This window comes from Sphingobium sp. WTD-1, assembly GCF_030128825.1.
Taxonomy (GTDB): domain Bacteria; phylum Pseudomonadota; class Alphaproteobacteria; order Sphingomonadales; family Sphingomonadaceae; genus Sphingobium.
Window position 1 is genome coordinate 4,173,987 of the sequence record NZ_CP119127.1, and the last position, 15,963, is coordinate 4,189,949.

Below are 15,963 nucleotides of genomic sequence, written 5' to 3' on the forward strand. Positions count from 1 at the left end.
ATTAACGCTCAATCGTCCCGATCCGGCGGATCTTCCGCTGCAGCTGCATGATGCCGTAGAGCAGAGCTTCGGCAGTGGGCGGGCAGCCCGGCACATAGATGTCGACCGGCACGATGCGGTCACAGCCACGGACGACCGAATAGCTATAGTGGTAGTAACCACCGCCATTGGCGCAACTGCCCATCGAAATCACATATTTCGGGTTGGACATCTGGTCATAGACCTTGCGGAGCGCCGGAGCCATCTTGTTGCACAGCGTGCCCGCGACGATCATCACGTCCGACTGGCGCGGAGACGCGCGCGGCGCGGCGCCGAAGCGCTCCATGTCGTAGCGCGGCATGTTGACGTGGATCATCTCCACGGCGCAGCAGGCCAGACCGAAGGTCATCCACCACAGCGAACCCGTGCGAGCCCACTGAAACAGCTCCTCGGTCGAGGTGATCAGGAAGCCCTTGTCATTCACTTCGCTGTTGAGCGAGTCGAAGAAGGCCTGGTCGGGCTGCGTCCCCATCGGCGGCATGGTGCCGGGAATGGGGCTGGTCAGTTCTACTCCCAATCGAGTGCTCCCTTCTTCCACGCATAGACGAGGCCGAGCACCAGCTCCGCTATGAAGATCATCATCGTCGCCCAGCCGGCCCAGCCGATCTGGTCGAGGCTTACCGCCCACGGAAAGAGGAATGCCGCTTCCAGGTCGAAAATGATGAACAGGATGGCGACAAGGTAGAAACGCACGTCGAACTGGCTGCGCGGCTCTTCAAATGCGGGGAAACCGCACTCATATTCGGAGAGCTTGGCAGGATCGGGCTTGTGCGCACCGGTCAGGCGGCCAACCAGCATCGGCAGAAAGACGAAGGTGCCGGAAAGCAGCAGAGCGATCCCGAGAAAGATCAGGATCGGCAGATATTGGCTGAGATCGACCAATGGAATCCCCTGGGCGAAAATTGTTCTGGGGGGCCTTTAGGCCTGCTGCATATGCGAAGCAAGGGGCGAACCTGTGAGAATGATTCGCAACAATTGCAAAGGCTTGATCGCGTTACCAAAAGCGCAAGAGACGATTGCCGCAGACACAAAAAAACAGGCGCCGGACCACCTCTGGAAGCCCGAAGACTCGCAGTGGCGGGCCGACGCCCTTTGCTCTTAAATCAGAAGCTTAGCAGAGCCTGATTCACGCCATCGGCAGAAGCGCGGAGCGCCCTCCCCAATCGCGGCCAGGCGCTTAGCGCAGCGCCCCTGCCACCAGCTTGTGCAGCTTGCTGTGGGTCGCGTCATTGCCCGCGATCACTTCCTTGCGGTCGATCATCTGGTCGCCGCCACGGAAGTCGCTGACGAAGCCGCCGGCCTCGCGCACCATCAGGATGCCGGCCGCAACGTCCCAGGGCTGGAGGCCACTTTCCCAGAAGCCGTCATAGCGGCCCGAGGCGACATGGGCGAGGTCGAGCGAAGCGGCACCGAAGCGACGCAGGCCAGCGACCGAAGGCGCCACCGCACCGAAGATGCGGGTCCATTCGGCCATGTTGCCATGACCCATGAACGGGATGCCGGTGGCGATCAGGCAGTCGGCGAGGTCACGGCGGGCCGAGACGCGCAGACGCTGGTCATGACGCCAGGCGCCGCGATTCTTTTCCGCCCAATAGCTTTCGTCGGTGACCGGCTGATAGATCAGACCCGAGGTCACTTCACGCTTGCCGCCGAACAAAGGCTCCTCGACCGCGATCGAGATGGCGAAGTGCGGGATGCCGTGCAGAAAGTTGGTGGTGCCGTCGAGCGGATCGATGATCCAGCGCGGCTTGTTGGGATCGCCCTCGATCACCCCGCCCTCTTCCAGCAGGAAGCCCCAGTCGGGACGCGCCTTCTGCAATTCCTCGACCAGCGTCTGCTCAGCCTGCTTGTCGGCCTTGGACACGAAGTCCGCCGGCCCCTTGCGCGACACCTGCAGATGCTCGACCTCGCCGAAGTCGCGGCGCAGCTTGGAGCCGGCCTTGCGGGCGGCGCGTTCCATGACGGTGAGAAGGCCGGAATGGGATACCATGTAAAATCTCCGCCGCCCCGGTGGGCGGCCTTTGCTTTATTTCTTCGGGGCGGACTTGGCGGCGGGGGCCGCCGGGCGATAGCCACAGGCGCCGGCAATCACCGCCAGCATCTGCGAGGGATCCTTGCGGTTCACCTTGCCCGGATTGCCCGCAATCACCTTGTCGGTCGCGTCACTGATCTTCGACAGCGGATTGGCGTAAAGACATTCGAACAGCGCGGTCTTGACCGGCGGCTCGACATCCTTCGATTCCAGTGCGCTGCTGATGACCTGCAGCACATAGGCCGCACTGTCGATCTGCGCCTTGGACGGCTTGTTGACCGTCTGGGCAGCGAGCGCAGCCGGCAGGGCGCCGATCGCGAGGATGGCGGCCAATGCCGTGCTGCGCCCGAACCGCATCAGTCGGCCCGCTTCACATATTCGCGCTCATAGACATCGACCACGATGCGCGTGCCGGTAACGATGTGCGGCGGAACCATGACGCGGACGCCATTGTCGAGGATCGCCGGCTTGTAGCTGGCCGATGCGGTCTGGCCCTTCACCACGGCGTCGGCTTCGACGATGGTCGCTTCGACCGTCTCAGGCAGTTGGACGCTGATCGGACGTTCTTCATACATTTCCAGCATGACCATCATGCCATCCTGCAGGAAGGCGGCGGCATCACCGACCAGGTCCATCGGCAGGTTGATCTGATCATAGGTTTCGGTGTCCATGAACACCAGCATGTCACCCTCGGGGTAGAGATACTGGAAATCCTTGGTGTCGAGGCGGATGCGCTCGACGCTCTCGGCCGAGCGGAAGCGGACATTGTTCTTGCGGCCATCGATCAGGTTCTTCAGTTCCACCTGCATATAGGCGCCGCCCTTGCCGGGCTGGGTGTGCTGAATCTTGACGGCGCGCCACAGGCCACCCTCATATTCGATATTGTTGCCGGGACGAATGTCCACGCCGCTGATCTTCATGGGAAGAGCCTGCCTATATGTCTGAATGTGGAAAAGAGCCGGCCTCTGCGAGGCTGGCCGCGCCTTTACCGCGAGACGGGCGCAAGGGCAAGAGGGCGACGCTTTCGCTTAACTTCGCACATTTCCCGCACATTTTGAAATTCGCTTTCCTACTTGAGCAATTTTCGATTGCGGCTGCCCCCGATGATAGCCGATCGCGGGCCGATAGGACAGGTCATTGGCCGACCAGCAGCGGATAGGGATTGACCGGCTGGCCGCCATACCAGGGATCAGCCGGCGCCATGCGGTTGACGGCGAAATGGAGGTGCGGCGCTGCGGGATCGGCGTTGCCCGTGCTGCCCACGGTCGCGATGCGCTGGCCGCGCCTGATCGCCTGCCCTTCGCGCAGGCCCGGCGCATAGCTGTCGAGATGGGCATAATAATAGAGGGTGCGCCCGTCGGGCGCGCGCTCATAGAGGGTGCGACCACCTGCCTCGCTCCAGAAGATCTTCTCGATCCGGCCGTCGGCAGCGGCCAGCACCACCCTGCCCCGCGCCGCCATGATGTCGATCGCGTCATGCGGACGGGCGCCGCCTGCCCGCGCCTGGGTGAAGGTGTCGGTGAGCGCGGACGCCGGCACGCCCTCCACCGGGATCAGCAGCGCGCCGTTGCTGACGGTTGGCGCCGCGGATGCAACGGATCGCACCGGCGCTTCGGCCGGGACGATCCGCACGCAATAATGGGCAAAGGCAATGCAGAGTGGCAGCGCAATCGCGATGCCGCCCCACAGCCGGACATTCATGCCTGGAACTTCGCCTTGACGCCGCTCTTCACCATCTGCGCCAGCCGTGCCGCATCCCAGTTGGTGAGGCGGATGCAGCCATGGCTTTCGGTGCGGCCGATCAGTTGCGGCTCGGGGGTGCCATGGATGCCATAATGATCCTTGGACAGATCGATCCACACGACGCCGACCGGACCGTTGGGACCGGGTTTCAGCACCGCCTTCTGGTCCTTCGACGCGGCATCCCAGAACAGGTCTGGATTATAATGGAAGTCGGGATTGCGGCTGACACCCTTGATCGTCCATTCGCCCAGCGGCAGCGGATCATGCTGCGACCCGGTGGTGACCGGGAATTGCGCGATCAGGCGGTTGTCCGCGCCATAGACTTTGAGCAGCCCTTCCGACTTGTCGACCACCAGATGGTCGGCCTGTGGCTGGTCCTTGGCGACGCCGAGGCTGGCGAGCGTTTCGCCCCAGCCGCGCTCGTCGCCCTCGATCCGTGCCACCGGCTGGTTGGCGATCGCCGGCACGCGGATGGTCGCGCCGGCGGCGACCTTCGTATCGGGCGGGTTCATGCCGGTCAGCACTTCGGGCGTGGTGTGAAAGCGCTCGGCCAGCTTTTCGAGCAGGTTGCGATAGGTGAGCGCCGGCAGGCTCGCCTGATTGTTCAGCCCCTTGGGAATGTCGAAGAAGGGCCCGCGGGCAAAACCATCAGGAATGCGCACCAGCCAGGTGGTCGGCTTCGCCTCCCCCTCCAGCAGCGCCGCAGAGGTCTTCTGGTCATAGTCGCCGGTGACGGGCAGCTTGTTCGCCTCCTGGAAGCCGCGCAAGGCCGCCTTGAAGCTCATGCCGTCCTTGCCGTCGATCACGCCAGGCGAAAAGCCCCAGCGATCGAGCGCCACCTGCGCCTGCAAAATCTGGCTAGGCTGCCAGGGCTTGCCGCCGGGTTCCTCCACGACCTGGAAAGCATAGGCGGCCGACGGATCGGGCGCGGCCTGTGCCTGGTTGATCGGCGCCTGATTGGTTGGCGCTGCGGGCTGGCTTTCATTGGCGTCGGTGGTCGACACATTGCAGGCCGCGCACAGCAGCGGCAGGCCGAGAAGACGATATTTCAAGGCGATACTCTCCCACATCATGGAAGAGATAACGCTGTAGGCGGCAGAAAGCTGCCTGCGCCATTATGATCAGACGGTTTCGCCCTCCGCCTTGGCCTTTTCCCGCTCCCTTATGCCTTCCATGTCCCGATCGAGGAAGAAGTTGAGGAAGGTGCGGATGCCGGCAATCGCCGCCAGCTTGCCGATCTCCGCCCAGGTCGGGGCAATGCTGGTTTCGACGATGTCGGCCGCCAGCTGAAAGGTCAAGCCGGCAACGAGCCAGCGGCCAAAGCTCATCCAGACGGGCATGAGCTTGTCTTCGTCCGCCTTGAACAGCAACAGGCCAGTGAGACCGATCGCGCCCTGAATGCACCCTATGGCGATCGCCAAGATCGCCAGCAGGTTGATGACCAGTGCGATATATTCCGCCGTCAGGTGGACGAATTCTTCCAATGGCATGCCGCTGCACCCCTTGCTCTGTTGCAGGGGATGCTGGCCCGACCGTCATCATTTGCCTATCGGGATAAACCCGCGATCAGGCCCCGCCCAGCACCGACGCGAAGGCGGCGACACCGGCCTTCGGCCCGTCGGGATGATTCCACACCGTTCCGCTTACCGCCAAGAAGTCGGCGCCCGCCGCGATCAAGGGGGCGGCATTGTCCGGCGTGATGCCGCCGATCGCGACGCAGGGCAGTTCGAACAGGGTGGTCCACCAGCCCAGGATCGACGGTTCGGCGCGGTGCTTCGTTTCCTTGGTCGTGGTCGGGTAGAAGGCACCGAAGGCGACATAGTCGGCCCCTGCCTCGCCCGCTTCCATCGCCAGATGGCGGCTGTCATGGCAGGTCACGCCGATCTGCACCTTGGGACCGAGCTGCTTGCGCGCTTCGCGCGGGTCGCCATCTTCCTGCCCCAGATGGACGCCATCGGCGTTCAGCCGCTTGGCCAGGCCGATGCTGTCATTGATGATGAAGGCGACCTCGCGCTCGGCGCAAAGCGCCTGGATCGGCCCGGCGAGCGCAGCGATGGCATGATCGTCGATGCCTTTGAGGCGCAGCTGGAAGGCCGCGACCTTGCCGCCGTCGAACGCCTGGGCGAGCTGATCGACGAAAGTCTCGTCGATCGCCGGCGGCGAAATCAGGTAAAGTTGGCAGGCCGGGCGAAAGCCCTTTTCGAACTGCTCGGCAAAATGGGGGTCGAGCGCCAGTTCTTCGTCAGTGAAATCGGTCATGCGCGCCTTATAGCCGCTCGCGCGGCCGCGCCAAGTGCGGCTATGACCGCGAGCACCGAACCGAAGGAAATTCCATGCATCACGCTTTCGCCGCCCTGCTGCTCCTGTCCGCCGCGCCCGTGCTGGCGCAGGAGGCGCCGCGGCCGCGCGCGCGGGAGGCGGGCGTGATCGTAGGCATCCTCCAGCCCGGCCCGCTCAACGCGATCACCGACGTCGCGGGGGTGCAGGTGGGCCAGGTGACCTTGCCGCGCAGCACGGACGTCAACACCGGCGTGACCGCGATCCTGCCCCATGGCGGCAACCTGTTCCAGGACAAGGTGCCGGCGGGCTTCGTCGCCTATAATGCGTTCGGCAAGTTCATAGGATCGACCCAGGTCGCCGAGCTGGGCGAGATCGAGACGCCGATCCTGCTGACCAACACGCTGAACGTGGCGGAGGCCGGCGCGGCCTCGGTCGAATGGACGCTGGCGCAGGAGGGCAATGCGGAAGTGCGATCGGTCAATGCCGTGGTGGGCGAGACCAATGACGGCATGCTCAATGACATTCGCGGGCGCCATGTCACCATCGCCGACGCGCGGCGCGCGATCGAGAGCGCCAAGGCCGGCCCGGTCGAGGAAGGCGTGGTCGGCGCGGGCACCGGCACGGTGGCGTTCGGCTTCAAGGCGGGGATCGGCACATCCTCCCGCAAGCTGCCGGCGTCGCTGGGCGGCTGGACCGTGGGCGTGCTGGTGCAGGCCAATTATGGCGGCGTGCTGACGATCGCGGGCGTGCCGGTGGGCGTGAAGCTTGGCCGTTACGACTATCGCCAGCAGGTCGAGGAGAAGAAGGCGGATGGGTCGGTCGTGATCGTGATCGCGACCGATGCGCCCTTGTCAGACCGCAATCTGCGCCGCGTCGCCGAGCGCGCCTTTGGCGGCATCGCGCGGACCGGCTCCAGCTTCTCCAACGGCTCGGGCGACTATGCCATCGCCTTTTCCACCAGCGATGCGGTGCGGCGCACGACGACGAAACGCAATGCGGTGGCGGCGGTCGACGATCTGCCGAATGACCGCATGTCGCCGCTGTTCCAGGCGACGATCGAGGCGACCGAGGAAGCGGTGCTGAACGCGCTGTTCAAGGCGCAGACCGTGGTCGGCAATCGCGGGACGGCAGAGGCGCTGCCGCTCGACAAGGTGCTGCCTATGTTGAAGGGCGCGCGCTGAAGGCTGCGATAAAGGCAGCCGGATCGTCGAGCCGGTGGGCAAGGTAGCGGATCGTGCGCCGCCCTGCCTTGGCCGGCGGATCGAGCGCGATGACGATGTTGGGGTGAGCGACCAGCGCGCCGTTGAACAGGCCCGCCGCCTTGAGACCGGCCAGGATCCAGTCGTCGCATAACCCCGCGACTTGCGGCCAGGGGATGGTGAGGCTGCGCAGTTTGCCGACGGGCCAGACCAGCCCGTCCGGGCCGATCCGCACCGGATGATGGCGCAAGGATCGGATGAAGAGGATGAACCAGCCGGTCGTGGCGAGGCTGAGAAGGGAGAGCAACAGCGCCGCGCGCGGGCTCCATAGCGCGACCAGCAGATGGACCACGGACGTCTCGACGACCATCAGGCCCAGTAGAACCCAGAGCATCGGCGCGACCGCGCGATGATAGGAAAAGGCGGCGCCGGCAGGACGTTCCCCCTGCCCGGCGCCGCCCATATGCGTCAGGCCGCGACCGGGGTCTTGGTGGCCGAAGCGGCGTAGATTTCGTCGATCGCCTCGCCCAGCGACGCGTTGAATTCGTCGTCGCTCATCTGGTGGCGCAGGTCGTTCAGCAGTGCGCGGCTGAAGCTGGCGATGATGCCGCGATTCTTGGCGAGTTCGACGCAGGCTTCGGTGCGGCTGAAACCACCCGACAGGGCGACGACGCGCAGCACCTTGGGGTGATCGACCAGCGGATCGAACAGGCCGGCCGTGGCGGGCAGCGAGAGCTTGAGCATCACCTGCTCGCCTTCGGGCAGGGCGTCGAGCTGCTTGAGGATTTCCTCCAGCAGGATCGCGTCGGCCTCGGCGCGTTCGGGCGACTTGATGTTCACTTCCGGCTCGATGATCGGCATCAGGCCGCCGGCCAGCACCTGCTTGCCGACTTCGAATTGCTGGGCGACGACAGCAGCGATGCCCTCGCGGTTGGCGAGGTTGACGACCGAGCGTTCCTTGGTGCCGAACACGCCCAGGCCCTTGGCGCGGGCGAGCAGTGCGTCGAGCTCGGGCATCGGCTTCATCAGCTGCACGCCGTTCGCCTCGTCCTCAAGCCCCTTGTCGATCTTGATGAAGGGCACGACGCCGCGTTCGAGCAGCGCGGTCGGGGTCGGCTTGCCGTCGACGGTGCCGTCCATGGTACGCTCGAACAGGATCGCGCCCAGCACCTTGTCGCCGGTGAAGGCGGGCGAGGTGATGACACGGCTGCGCATGCCATGGATCAGGCCGAACATCTCCTCGTCATTGGTCCAGGCGCTTTCCTCCACGCCATAGCCCTTGAGCGCCTTGGGCGTGGAACCGCCGCTCTGGTCAAGCGCGGCGATAAAGCCCTGACCTTCGGAAACCTTCTTGACCATGTCCTGATCCAGCATCTGCACATACCTTCTCTTTGGAGGGCGCCACCCCCTCGGTGGCGCGCAAAACAGGAAGCCGCCAGTCTAAAACTGGCGATATAATGGGCCGCCCTGCGACCGGGCGCCTTTACCGGGCTGTTAGCCAGTCCCATGTCGCACCGCAAGATGCTTGGATCGTTACGACGACGGGACGGCCGCCAATATCGTTGGCGCGTGCGAACCCGCCTGATAGGCTGTCGGTCAGTGTGTCGAATGGAGGAAGAATGGGGGGCGGAAAGATGCGGCTTGCCATGGCCGCAGCCTTGATGGTGGGGCTGCTTGATATCGGACCGGCGCAGGCAGCGCCCAAGCCGGTGGTCGGCGAGATGGCGCCGGATTTCGAACTGACGCTGATCGACGGCAGCACGGTGTCGCTGGCGGAGCTGAAGGGCCAGGTGGTGCTGCTCAATTTCTGGGCGACATGGTGCGTGCCGTGCCGCAAGGAGTTGCCGACGCTCGACAGCTATTATGGGCTCCAGAAGAAACATGGGCTGAAGATGTTCGCGATCACGACCGAGGGATCGGTGCCGATCGCCCAGTTGAAGCAATTGTTCGCGGCGATGCACATCCCTTCGGCCAAAAGGATCAAGGGCCCCTATGGCCCGCTGACCGGGGTGCCCACCAACTTCGTCATCGATCGGGCGGGCCGGCTGCGCTACGCCAAGTCCGGCGCGTTCGAGCTGGATGATCTCAATGCGCTGCTGGTGCCCTTGCTCAACGAACAACCGCCGGCCTGAGGCAATTTTCCGTTGCATTGCACAATGAAACTTCCGTCATCCGGTTGAAAGCCGGACCGGGGGTGACCATTAGGGCGGCATGACCCATTCTGCCGCCCTGCCCCTGCCGCGCGATGATGCGCCCCTGTCACGCTTTGCCATATTGCTGATGGCGGTCGCGTGCGGGACGATGGTCGCGAACCTCTATTATGCCCAGACGCTGATCGACGTGATCGGGCCGGAGATCGGCATGTCGGCCGGGGTCGCGGGCCTCATCACCACGCTAACGCAGCTTGGCTATGGCCTGGGCATCATCCTGGTGGTGCCGCTGGCCGACCTGTTCGAGAACCGGCGGATCGTGCTGATATCGGCAGTGGCGACGGTGCTGGGCTGTATCGCCATCGCCCTGTCCAATGGCCCGGCCACCTTCCTGATCGCGTCGGTCATGACCGGCGTGGGCGCGACCGGGGTGCAGGTGCTGATTCCGCTGGCCTCTCACCTCGCCCCGCCCGAGCGGCAGGGCCGCGTGGTCGGCACGGTGATGAGCGGCCTGCTGTTCGGCATCATGTTGTCGCGGCCGACCGCCAGCTTCCTCGCCGGATCGGTGGGCTGGCGGGCGACATTCCTGCTGTCGGCCGGGGTGATTGCGCTGGTCGCGATCGCACTGCTGATCGCCTGCCCCCAGCGCCGACCCAAGGGGGGCATGCATTATGGCGAAGTGCTGGCCTCCACCTTCTCGCAGCTCGGCAAATATCGCGTCGTGCGGATGCGCGCCTTCTACCAGGCGTCGATGTTCGCGGCGTTCAACCTGTTCTGGACAGCCGCGCCGCTGAGCCTGATCCATGACTTTGGCCTCAGCCATAATGGCATCGGCGCCTTTGCGCTGGCGGGTGCGGGCGGCGCGCTGGTGGCGCCGGTGGCGGGCTGGCTGGCCGATCGACGGCTGACAGGCCCGGCCTCGCTCGGCGCGCTGATTGCGCTCGCCATCGGCTTCCTGCTGGCGGACTGGACGGTGGCGGCGGGCAGCCTGATCGGCTTCACCATCATGGCGGTGCTGATCGATGCGGCGGTGCAGGTCAGCCAGATCACCGGGCAGAAGCTGATCTTCTCGCTCGATCCCCATGCGCGCGGCCGGATCAACGCGGCCTATATGACAGTGATGTTCGTGGTCGGGGCGCTGGGATCGGTGATCGGATCGACCACCTACGAAGCGGGCGGCTGGAGCCTGAGCGCGATCGCCGGTGCGGCGATCGGCGGCGTAGCCGCGCTGGTCTTCATCCTGTTCGACCGAGGCGCCAGCGCCTCGCGCTGACGCCGATCACAGTCCTTCGTCATTGCGAGCGCAGCGAAGCAATCCATGGATTGCCACGGCGCTTCGCGCCTCGCAATGACGAGATGCCTTAGGCGTAGAGGGCCTTCACGCCCGGCAGTTCCTTGCCTTCCATCCATTCGAGGAAGGCGCCGCCAGCGGTCGAGATGAAGGTGAAGTCGGCGGCCGCGCCCGCATGGTTGAGCGCGGCGACGGTGTCGCCACCGCCCGCGACCGAGACCAGCTGGCCTTCCTTGGTGAGCGCCGCCGCGGTCTTGGCAAGGGCGACGGTCGCCGCGTCGAACGGTGCGATCTCGAACGCACCGAGCGGACCGTTCCACACCAGGGTGCGGCAATTCTTGAGCGCATCGCCCAGCGCCTCGACCGCAGCCGGGCCGACGTCGAGGATCATTTCGTCTTCCGCGACTTCATGGACGTTGCAGGTGCGCACCGACGGCGGGTTGGCGGCAAATTCCTTCGCCACGACCACGTCATAGGGCAGATGGATGATGCAGCCGGCTTCCTCGGCCTTGTCGAAGATGGCGTCGGCCGTGTCGGCCAGATCCTTTTCGCACAGCGACTTGCCGACATCGACGCCGCGGGCGTGGAGGAAGGTGTTGGCCATGCCGCCGCCGATGATCAGATGATCGACCTTGGTGACGAGATTGTTGAGCACGTCGAGCTTGGTCGACACCTTGGCGCCGCCGACGACGGCCGCGACCGGCTTGACCGGGGCACCGAGCGCGGCTTCGAGCGCGTCCAGTTCCTTCTCCATCGAGCGGCCGGCAAAGGCGGGCAGCTTGTGGGCCAGCCCCTCGGTCGAGGCATGGGCGCGGTGCGCGGCGGAAAAGGCGTCGTTGACATAGAGGTCGCCGATCGCGGCGATCGCATCGACCAGCGCGGGGTCGTTCTTTTCCTCGCCGGCATGGAAGCGGGTATTTTCGAGGATCGCAATGTCGCCGTTGCGCATGACCTTGATGCCGTCGGTCGCGGCCTCACCCTGGCAGTCGGGAATGAACTGCACCTCGCGGCCCAGCACCTGGGTCAGCGGACGGGTGATCTTGCTCAGCGAAAATTCCGGGTTCTTCTGCCCCTTGGGCCGGCCGAAATGAGCCAGGATCAGCACCTTGGCGCCGCGATCAGCCAGTTCCAGGATGGTCGGCATCGCCGCGCGCAGACGGGTGTCATCGCTGACCGAACCGTCCTGCATCGGCACGTTCAGATCCTCGCGCACCAGCACCACCTTGCCGGTGATGTCGCCCATGTCGTCGAGTGTCTTGAACGGCTTTGCCATGATCGCTCCTAGAATTTGGAATTATATCAGAAGAAAAACCCCGCCGGTTGGTCCGGCGGGGCTGGGAAGGCTTAGAGGAACTTCGCCATGACACCCGAGGTGTCGATCATGCGGTTCGAGAAGCCCCATTCATTGTCGTACCAGCTGAGCACGCGGACCAGGTTGCCCTCGATCACGGCCGTTTCCAGGCTGTCGACGGTCGAGCTGCGCGGATCGCCATTATAGTCGATCGAGACCAGCGGCTCGTCCGAATAGCCCAGAATGCCCTTGAGCGGGCCGGATTCCGACGCAGCCTTGAGCAGGCCGTTGACTTCCTCGACCGTGGTGGCGCGGCTGGGGATGAACTTCAGGTCGACGACCGAGACGTTCGGGGTCGGCACGCGGACCGACGAACCGTCCAGCTTGCCCTTGAGCGCGGGCAGAACCTCACCCACGGCGCGGGCGGCACCGGTGGTGGTCGGGATCATCGACAGGGCAGCGGCGCGGGCGCGACGCATGTCCTTGTGGATCTGGTCCAGCGTGTTCTGGTCGTTGGTGTAGCTGTGGATCGTGGTCATGAAGCCGCGTTCGATGCCGATCGAATCGTTCAGCACCTTGGCGAGCGGCGCCAGGCAGTTGGTGGTGCAGCTGGCGTTCGAGATGATGATGTCGTCGGCGGTCAGTTCGTCATGGTTGACACCGAAGACGACAGTCTTGTCGACATTCGTGCCCGGTGCCGAGATGACGACGCGCTTGGCGCCGGCGGTCAGGTGGGCGCCGGCCTTGTCCTTGCTGGTGAAGATGCCGGTGCATTCCAGGGCGATTTCGACACCCAGTTCGGCATGCGGCAGGTTGGCGGGATCGCGCTCCGCCGTCACCTTGATCTTCTTGCCGTCGACCACCAGGAAATCGCCGTCGACGCTGACTTCGCCGGCCCAGTTGCCGTGGACCGAGTCGCGCTTGAACAGCAGGGCATTGGCCTTGGCATCGCCCAGGTCGTTGATGCTCACCAGTTCCAGATCATGGTCGGTGCGCGAGAGGATGGCGCGCGCCACCAGACGACCGATGCGGCCGAAACCGTTGATTGCTACCTTCGTTGCCACTGCACTTGTCTCCCGGTTTGCGTGTAGGTCTTGGGCTCAGGCGCCGAGCGCGGCCTTGATCTGCGGAGCGATCTTGGCGGCGGTCAGGCCGAAATGGTCGTAGAGCACTTCGGCCGGAGCCGACGCGCCGAAGCTGTCGATGCCGAAGCGCAGGCCGTCAAGGCCGGTATAGCGTTCCCAGCCGAAGGTGGTGCCGGCCTCGATCGAGGCGCGCAGCACGCCGGCGGGCAGGATGTCGGCCTTGTAGGCGGCGTCCTGCGCGTCGAAATGGGCCCAACTGGGCATCGAGACGACGTCGGCGCCGATGCCCTGTTCTTCCAGCGCCTTGGCGGTGGCGACGGCGATCTCGACTTCCGAACCGGTGGCGAGCAGCACGACCTTGCGATCGGCGGTCGCGGCGACCAGGCGATAAGCGCCCTTGGCCGACAGATTCTCGGACTTTTCCAGGCGCAGCTGCGGCAGGTTCTGACGGGTCAGGGCGAGAACCGACGGGCCGGTCGCATCCTTCAGTGCCAGTTCCCAGCATTCCGCCGTCTCGACGATGTCGGCCGGGCGATAGACGTCGAGGTTCGGGATCATGCGCATCGACATGACATGCTCGATCGGCTGGTGGGTCGGGCCATCTTCGCCCAGACCAATCGAGTCATGGGTGAGGACGTGGATCACGCGCTGTTCCTGCAGCGCAGCGAGGCGGATGCCGGCGCGCATATAGTCGGAAAAGACCAGGAAGGTGCCACCATAGGGGATCACGCCGCCATGCAGCGCCATGCCGTTCATGGCGCAGGCCATGCCGAATTCGCGGATGCCATAATAGACATAGCGACCCGAATAATCGTCGCGGGTCAGCGGGCCGGTCGACTTGGTCTTGGTGTTGTTCGAGCCGGTAAGGTCGGCCGAGCCGCCAACGGTTTCGGGCAGCAGATCGTTGATCGCGCCCAGCGCCAGTTCGCTGGCCTTGCGAGTGGCGACCTTCTGCGGGTTGGCGATCAGGCTGTCGATATAGGCGTCGAGCGAGAAGCCGGCCGGCAGTTCGCCCGCCATGCGCCGCGAAAATTCAGCGCCCTCCGAAGCATTTGCCAGACGACCTTCCCATTCCTTGCGAACATCGCCGCCCTTGGCACCGATCGCCTTCCAGGCAGCGTCGATGCCGGCGGGAACGACGAAGGGCTCGGCGGTCCAGCCGAGGAACTCGCGGGCGGCGGCGACTTCGGCCTCGCCCAGCGCCGAGCCATGGACGCCCGAGGTGCCGGCCTTGTTCGGCGCGCCATAGCCGATCTTGGTGGCGCAGGCGATCAGCGAGGGACGCGGATCGGCCAGCGCTTCATCGATGGCGCGGCGCACGTCGGCGACGTCATGGCCGTCGCACGACACGACATGCCAGCCGGTTGCGGCATAGCGGGCGCGGACATCTTCGTTGCTCGACAGGTCGACGGCGCCGTCGATGGTGATCTTGTTGTCGTCCCACAGCACGATCAGGCGCGACAGGTTGAGGTGACCGGCGAGGCCGATCGCCTCATGGTTGATGCCTTCCATCAGGCAGCCGTCGCCGGCGATCACCCAGGTGCGGTGATCGACCAGATCGTCGCCGAACTCCGCATTCAGGTGACGCTCGGCAATCGCCATGCCGACGGCGGTGGCGAGGCCCGAACCCAGCGGGCCGGTGGTCGCCTCGACCCCTGCCAGCTCGAAATTCTCCGGGTGGCCGGCGCAGGGCGAACCGAGCTGGCGGAAGTTGCGGATGTCATCCATCGTCGGACGGGCATAGCCGGTGAGGTTCAGCAGCGAGTAGATCAGCATCGAGCCATGGCCGGCCGACAGCACAAAACGGTCGCGATCGGCCCATTTCGGCGCGGTCGGATCGAACTTCACATAATCCTTGAACAGCACGGTAGCGACATCGGCCATGCCCATCGGCATGCCGGGATGGCCGCTGTTGGCAGCCTGCACGGCGTCCATGGAAAGCGCCCGGATGGCGTTGGCGAGCTGCGTGTCGGAAACGGTCATAGCGGGAAAATGTCTTTCATGACTGGCATGGAATGGCCCGCGCGAACGGGCGAGTCGATTTGGGTTCCCTTTGTCGCGTCAATCCCCATGCGTCAACCGCGGGCGGGGCGTGGCGCGCGGCAAGCCGTCCAAACAGCGCTTTTGCAAGGCGAAAACATTGGCTATGCAGAAAATATGGCAAGCGACCGCATGATGCAGGCGATCGGCACGCTGGAGCGTGCGATCAGTCGGCTTGAACAGAATGTGGCCAGCCTTTCGCAGGCTGTCCCCCACGCCAATTCCGGCATCGACCAGATGGCCGCCCAGGCGGCATTGCGATCGCTGGACGACCTGATCGGGGAATTGAAGGGGCGCGCCGATGGCTGAAATCATGCTGCAGATCGCCGGCCGGCAATATCAATTGCGCTGCCGCGATGGCGAGGAGGCACATATGGCGCATCTGGCCCAGATCATCGAGGACAAGGCCTATCAGGCGCAGCGCAGCACGCCGGGCCTGACCGAGGTGCGCACCTTGCTGTTCGCGGCGCTGTTCATGGCGGACGAACTTAACGAACTGAAACGCGCCGCGGCGGGCCGGCAGGAGCAATTGGCGCTGGACGGCGATGACGAGCCCGCCGCCCGCGCGGTCGAGGCTTTGGCCGCGCGCGTAGAAAAGCTGAGCGAGGCTCTTGCCGCCCGCGCTGCCGACGCCTAGATTGGCGGCGACGGGCACTGCCTGGTGCGAGCTTTAGCGAACATCCCTGAGGCGATAATCACATCCACGGGGGCTGTCCCTGGGCGGGCTCTGGCCCGATCTACATGGTCCCCACCTGACGTTGAGGCGTCAGAGGATATTCCAGCAAACGGCCAAGGCGGTCCCGTCACCCTGCC

General features: G+C 64.8%; 19 protein-coding genes and 1 other RNA gene. 6 read left to right on the forward strand and 14 right to left on the reverse strand.

What is annotated here, in order from left to right; translation table 11 throughout:
- Position 1: 1 nt before the first annotated feature.
- The 9 genes from N6H05_RS20695 to thiE all read right to left on the reverse strand — a co-directional run bounded on the left by N6H05_RS20695 (position 2) and on the right by thiE (position 6,073).
- Positions 2 to 556: a NuoB/complex I 20 kDa subunit family protein gene (locus N6H05_RS20695; RefSeq protein ID WP_007714778.1), complete on the reverse strand. Its 555-nt coding sequence runs from the start codon at positions 554 to 556 to the stop codon at positions 2 to 4.
- Entirely contained in the window at positions 547 to 921 is a 375-nt protein-coding gene (locus N6H05_RS20700) for an NADH-quinone oxidoreductase subunit A (protein WP_188080667.1), read from the reverse strand. The genes N6H05_RS20695 and N6H05_RS20700 overlap by 10 nt, the downstream gene beginning before the upstream one ends.
- 295 nt (positions 922 to 1,216) lie before the next feature.
- Entirely contained in the window at positions 1,217 to 2,029 is an 813-nt protein-coding gene (locus N6H05_RS20705; protein WP_004211727.1) for an inositol monophosphatase family protein, read from the reverse strand.
- 36 nt (positions 2,030 to 2,065) lie between these two features.
- Complete coding sequence (locus N6H05_RS20710; protein ID WP_284111473.1) at positions 2,066 to 2,428, reverse strand: hypothetical protein; 363 nt, start codon at positions 2,426 to 2,428, stop codon at positions 2,066 to 2,068.
- A complete protein-coding gene (gene efp / locus N6H05_RS20715; RefSeq protein WP_004211725.1) occupies positions 2,428 to 2,991 on the reverse strand; it encodes an elongation factor P in 564 nt (187 codons plus the stop codon). The genes N6H05_RS20710 and efp overlap by 1 nt, the downstream gene beginning before the upstream one ends.
- Positions 2,992 to 3,205: 214 nt before the next feature.
- Entirely contained in the window at positions 3,206 to 3,772 is a 567-nt protein-coding gene (locus N6H05_RS20720) for a M23 family metallopeptidase (protein ID WP_284111474.1), read from the reverse strand.
- Positions 3,769 to 4,887, reverse strand: a complete 1,119-nt coding sequence (locus N6H05_RS20725; protein WP_284111475.1) for a L,D-transpeptidase family protein — start codon at positions 4,885 to 4,887, stop codon at positions 3,769 to 3,771. The genes N6H05_RS20720 and N6H05_RS20725 overlap by 4 nt, the downstream gene beginning before the upstream one ends.
- Before the next feature lie 48 nt (positions 4,888 to 4,935).
- Complete coding sequence (locus tag N6H05_RS20730; protein WP_284111476.1) at positions 4,936 to 5,304, reverse strand: DUF1622 domain-containing protein; 369 nt, start codon at positions 5,302 to 5,304, stop codon at positions 4,936 to 4,938.
- Between the two features lie 76 nt (positions 5,305 to 5,380).
- Complete coding sequence (gene thiE, locus N6H05_RS20735) at positions 5,381 to 6,073, reverse strand: thiamine phosphate synthase (RefSeq protein ID WP_284111477.1); 693 nt, start codon at positions 6,071 to 6,073, stop codon at positions 5,381 to 5,383.
- A 74-nt stretch (positions 6,074 to 6,147) separates the two neighbouring features.
- Between thiE and N6H05_RS20740 the strand changes: the two genes are divergently transcribed.
- Positions 6,148 to 7,275: a DmpA family aminopeptidase gene (locus tag N6H05_RS20740; RefSeq protein ID WP_284111478.1), complete on the forward strand. Its 1,128-nt coding sequence runs from the start codon at positions 6,148 to 6,150 to the stop codon at positions 7,273 to 7,275.
- Here N6H05_RS20740 and N6H05_RS20745 read toward each other — a convergent pair.
- On the reverse strand, positions 7,253 to 7,756 hold the full coding sequence (locus N6H05_RS20745; RefSeq protein WP_284111479.1) for a hypothetical protein: 504 nt from the start codon (positions 7,754 to 7,756) through the stop codon (positions 7,253 to 7,255). The genes N6H05_RS20740 and N6H05_RS20745 overlap by 23 nt on opposite strands.
- A 5-nt stretch (positions 7,757 to 7,761) precedes the next feature.
- Entirely contained in the window at positions 7,762 to 8,667 is a 906-nt protein-coding gene (locus N6H05_RS20750) for a fructose bisphosphate aldolase (RefSeq protein ID WP_284114282.1), read from the reverse strand.
- Between the two features lie 260 nt (positions 8,668 to 8,927).
- Between N6H05_RS20750 and N6H05_RS20755 the strand changes: the two genes are divergently transcribed.
- A complete protein-coding gene (locus N6H05_RS20755; RefSeq protein ID WP_502958981.1) occupies positions 8,928 to 9,425 on the forward strand; it encodes a TlpA family protein disulfide reductase in 498 nt (165 codons plus the stop codon).
- A 79-nt stretch (positions 9,426 to 9,504) separates the two neighbouring features.
- Positions 9,505 to 10,716, forward strand: a complete 1,212-nt coding sequence (locus N6H05_RS20760) for an MFS transporter (protein ID WP_284111482.1) — start codon at positions 9,505 to 9,507, stop codon at positions 10,714 to 10,716.
- 88 nt (positions 10,717 to 10,804) lie between these two features.
- Here the strand turns inward: N6H05_RS20760 and N6H05_RS20765 are convergent, their stop codons facing one another.
- The 3 genes from N6H05_RS20765 to tkt form a co-directional block, all read right to left on the reverse strand.
- Positions 10,805 to 12,007 carry a phosphoglycerate kinase gene (locus tag N6H05_RS20765; protein WP_037507546.1) on the reverse strand — a complete coding sequence of 401 codons (1,203 nt, stop codon included), beginning with the start codon at positions 12,005 to 12,007 and terminating at the stop codon, positions 10,805 to 10,807.
- Positions 12,008 to 12,078: 71 nt separating this feature from the next.
- Entirely contained in the window at positions 12,079 to 13,089 is a 1,011-nt protein-coding gene (gap, locus tag N6H05_RS20770) for a type I glyceraldehyde-3-phosphate dehydrogenase (protein WP_004211711.1), read from the reverse strand.
- A 36-nt stretch (positions 13,090 to 13,125) separates the two neighbouring features.
- The gene (gene tkt / locus N6H05_RS20775) at positions 13,126 to 15,093 is read right to left on the reverse strand and encodes a transketolase (RefSeq protein ID WP_284111483.1); all 1,968 of its coding nucleotides are present in this window, start codon (positions 15,091 to 15,093) and stop codon (positions 13,126 to 13,128) included.
- Between the two features lie 174 nt (positions 15,094 to 15,267).
- On the opposite strand from tkt, the gene N6H05_RS20780 reads away from it, so the two are divergent.
- From N6H05_RS20780 to ssrS, 3 genes are all read left to right on the forward strand, one after another.
- Positions 15,268 to 15,459 carry a hypothetical protein gene (locus N6H05_RS20780; protein ID WP_284111484.1) on the forward strand — a complete coding sequence of 64 codons (192 nt, stop codon included), beginning with the start codon at positions 15,268 to 15,270 and terminating at the stop codon, positions 15,457 to 15,459.
- Positions 15,452 to 15,787 carry a cell division protein ZapA gene (locus N6H05_RS20785; protein ID WP_284111486.1) on the forward strand — a complete coding sequence of 112 codons (336 nt, stop codon included), beginning with the start codon at positions 15,452 to 15,454 and terminating at the stop codon, positions 15,785 to 15,787. The genes N6H05_RS20780 and N6H05_RS20785 overlap by 8 nt, the downstream gene beginning before the upstream one ends.
- A gap of 11 nt (positions 15,788 to 15,798) precedes the next feature.
- A non-coding RNA gene (gene ssrS, locus N6H05_RS28320) (6S RNA) lies at positions 15,799 to 15,955 on the forward strand.
- Positions 15,956 to 15,963: the final 8 nt, after the last annotated feature.